General features: G+C 60.6%; 3 protein-coding genes and 1 pseudogene. 3 read left to right on the forward strand and 1 reads right to left on the reverse strand.

Going from position 1 to position 3,235, the window contains the following annotated elements; genetic code table 11:
• Window positions 1–477 precede the first annotated feature (477 nt).
• From ACEN88_RS27620 to ACEN88_RS27630, 3 genes are all read left to right on the forward strand, one after another.
• Window positions 478–942 carry a universal stress protein gene (locus ACEN88_RS27620; RefSeq protein WP_413344797.1) on the forward strand — a complete coding sequence of 155 codons (465 nt, stop codon included), beginning with the start codon at window positions 478–480 and terminating at the stop codon, window positions 940–942.
• A 136-nt stretch (window positions 943–1,078) separates the two neighbouring features.
• On the forward strand, window positions 1,079–1,723 hold the full coding sequence (locus tag ACEN88_RS27625) for a response regulator transcription factor (RefSeq protein ID WP_036232923.1): 645 nt from the start codon (window positions 1,079–1,081) through the stop codon (window positions 1,721–1,723).
• Between the two features lie 419 nt (window positions 1,724–2,142).
• Window positions 2,143–2,937, forward strand: a complete 795-nt coding sequence (locus ACEN88_RS27630; RefSeq protein ID WP_371767825.1) for a Crp/Fnr family transcriptional regulator — start codon at window positions 2,143–2,145, stop codon at window positions 2,935–2,937.
• Between the two features lie 84 nt (window positions 2,938–3,021).
• Here ACEN88_RS27630 and ACEN88_RS27635 read toward each other — a convergent pair.
• Window positions 3,022–3,235 (reverse strand): annotated as a pseudogene (locus ACEN88_RS27635) (hypothetical protein); the annotation flags it as partial.

The raw sequence follows: 3,235 nt of genomic DNA on the forward strand, positions 1-3,235 counted from the left end.
GGGTTCGGGCGCGGGCGCCGGCGTCGGAGCGGCAGCGGGTGCGCTGGCACGCTGCGCTGCCACTTCCTCGAATAATGCGTCGAAATCGTCAGCGGCGTCGGTCATAGTCCCTGCTTCTCCATAATTTAAATGTCGCGATGCGATGATCTGTGCTGTGTGCGGTACGGCTGCCGTCATTACTGACGGTACAAATTTCCGACGAGTGTATCAGCGTGGTTGCCGTAGGTAAATCTTCTGAAATGCCGGCGTTGCCGATTGGTGAGTAATCTTGGCCTGTCGACAATCTTTTACAGCATTTTCTGAATATTTTCACAAAGCAAGTGTTGTATTTTTTTATCGCGGAGGCATTTGTGACATCCGGTATTCGGGCGCCGAATGCCGAGCACATCCCTGAGCAAGATCAAGCATTTACATTCCGCCAAGAGGGGAAACGCGAACTACAATGAGAAGGTAGCGTGACGTGAGGGAGGACTCACCATGTACCAGAAAATTCTGATCACCACCGACGGCTCCTCGGTGTCGCAGCACACCGCCTGTGCCGGCGTCAAGTTCGCACGACAGATGGGGGCCGAAGTGCTCGCCCTGTTCGTCGCGCCCGAGTACCAGTACCCCGTGTATGTCGAGATCGTGCCGCCCGCCTACCCCAGCGAGGAGGAGTACGTCCAGCAGATGAAGCGCCTCGGCGAGGAGTACATGGGCTCCATCATGCGCGCTGCGGAAGGTTGCGGCCTGAAGCACGCCTGCATGACGGCGTTTTCCGACGCGGCGGCGCTGAAGATCGTGGACGTTGCGGAACAGCAACACTGCGACCTGGTCTTCATGGGGTCGCACGGCCGCAGCGGCTGGGGACAGTTGCTGCTAGGTAGCGTGACCAACAAGGTGCTGTCCCATACGACCAAGCCCGTGCTGGTGCACCGCCTGATCCGGGAGCCCGGCACCTGACGCGCCTGCCGAAGTAACCGCGGCTCCACGGCGCGGCATCGGACAGCAGGCGTTGTCCGAAAAAAAGGCAACGTCAGTGTTGCTTCTGTGATATCTTTTTACCTTCATTTTACAATTGATCCCCAAGGGACATCCTATGATTCGCATTGTCATCGCCGACGACCACACGATCATGCGCGAGGGCCTCAAGCGTATCCTCGACGGGGCGCTCGACATCGAGATCGTCGGCGAAGCCATCAACGGCTTCGAAGTGCTGTCGCTGGTACGCCAGGGCGGCTTCGACCTGCTGCTGCTGGACCTGTCCATGCCGGGCCGCAGCGGCGTCGACCTGATCCGCCAGGTGCGCAGTGAAGCGCCCAAGCTCGCCATCCTGATCCTGACGATGCACGAGGAAGAGCAGTACGCCGTGCGCGCCATTCGGGCAGGCGCCCAGGGCTATCTCACCAAGGAAAGTGCCGGCACGCAGCTCGTCGGGGCGATCCGCAAGGTGGCATCCGGCCGCCCGTACATCAGCACGGAAGTGGCCGAGCAGCTGGCGCTGAACATCATGGCGCCGAACGAACAGCTGCTGCACAAGCAGCTCTCGGATCGCGAATTCGAGGTATTCTCGCTCCTCGTGGGCGGCAAATCGATCACGGAGATCGCCAACAACCTGCACTTGTCCGTCAAGACGGTGAGTACCCACAAGACCCGCATCATGCAGAAAATGGGCATGACCTCGCTGTCCGAAATGGTCCAGTACGCGGTGGCGCATCGTCTGCTTGCGCCGATGAAAGCCTGAACGGCTCCGCACGAAACAGATTTGACATTCTGGCGACACTTTTCGTGCCCTGCCCCGGCGCTTTCCGGCCACGCAGGGCCTGCCGTCCGCTCGCGTAATCCTACACGCGCCCCACTCTTGATTCCCCCTCCATCCGCAGCTTGGCAGTAAGAAAATTCCTACAAGCTGACGCTCCCTCCTACTACACATTCAGCCGTTGCTGATATTAATGCCGGACTCGTGTTGGCATACTGACTTCAGCGTTTCGACTTGCCTGCGGTCCATATCCGTATCCAGTCAGCTCTGTGGCTCCGATACCGCACTGGCACCACCGGACCGCAGCTTGGTTCTTTGAAATCCTAAACCTGGAGATGAGTATGCAGTCCCAGCTAACTTCAGAACAACGTAACGCCTCCCCGTCGACCCTGCACTCGTCACAGATGGAAGCCGGACGCCAACGCCAGGGCCGTCTCTGGTCGAACCTGAAAGAGGTCTGCGACCTGCTCCACATCCCGGCCGCCGTCTCGATGAACACCGAGGAATTGCTGTTCCAGCACGTACAGTTCAAGACCGGACAGCGCGTGCACACGATCGGCCAGGCATTCGACACCCTGTACATCGTCAACTCCGGTTTCCTGAAAACCGTGCTGATCGACGAATTCGGCAACGAACAGGTACTCAGCTTCCCGATGAAGGGCGACATGCTCGGCGTCGACGGCATCCACACACGCCATTACGCGTCGGAAGCCGTCGCCCTGTCCGACTGCGACCTGATCCTTGTGCCGTTCAAGAAACTCACCGCGCTCGGCCGCGTGCATGCCGAGCTCGAGAACCTGATGTACGGCGTGATGAGCCGCGAACTGGTGCGCGAACAGGCCATGATCGGCATGCTCGGCGCCCTGTCGGCCGAAGCGCGCGTGGCCCGTTTCCTGATCTCGCTGGCGGAACGTTTCGCCGCGATGGGGTATTCGAGCAAACTGTTCAACCTGCGCATGACGCGCCATGAGATCGGCAGCTATCTCGGCCTGACACTCGAGACGGTCAGCCGCACCTTGTCCGCCTTTAACGAAATCGGCCTGATCACCGTCGACCAGCGCACCATCGGCATCAAGGATCCGGACGCCCTCAAGACGCTGCGCCGCCTGCCGCCGTCGCGCTCGCGCGCCAAGCAGAACGCCAAGCACAAGGCCGAAGCGGACAGCGCAGGCGACGGCCAGGTCCTGGCCACCGTCTGAACCGTTTCCCGCGTCAAATGAGAACAGCCGGTTCCTCGCGGAAGCCGGCTTTCTGTTTTCTGATACGGACGGATCAGTCGCGCATTAGTCACGAATCAGCACGCCATCGCTGACCTTCACGCGGTCGCCCACCCGGAAGCCCGGATTGTTTTCGTACGGGATCGTCTGCGTGGCACCGTTGGCGTAGCGCACGACGACTTCGAAGCGCTGCCGCGCGTTGGCATTGCGTTCGATCTCGCGGCCCGCGATCGCGCCGCCGACGGCGCCCGCGACGGTGGAAGCCGTCAACGTCGTGCAG

This window comes from Massilia sp. CT11-108, assembly GCF_047302915.1.
GTDB lineage: Bacteria > Pseudomonadota > Gammaproteobacteria > Burkholderiales > Burkholderiaceae_D > Telluria > Telluria orientalis.

Excerpts from the sequence above, each read along its gene's own strand:
- ACEN88_RS27625 (WP_036232923.1), top strand. The coding sequence starts at position 1,079 with ATGATTCGCATTGTCATCGCCGACGACCACACGATCATGCGCGAGGGC.
- ACEN88_RS27620 (WP_413344797.1), top strand. The coding sequence starts at position 478 with ATGTACCAGAAAATTCTGATCACCACCGACGGCTCCTCGGTGTCGCAG.
- ACEN88_RS27630 (WP_371767825.1), top strand. The coding sequence starts at position 2,143 with ATGGAAGCCGGACGCCAACGCCAGGGCCGTCTCTGGTCGAACCTGAAA.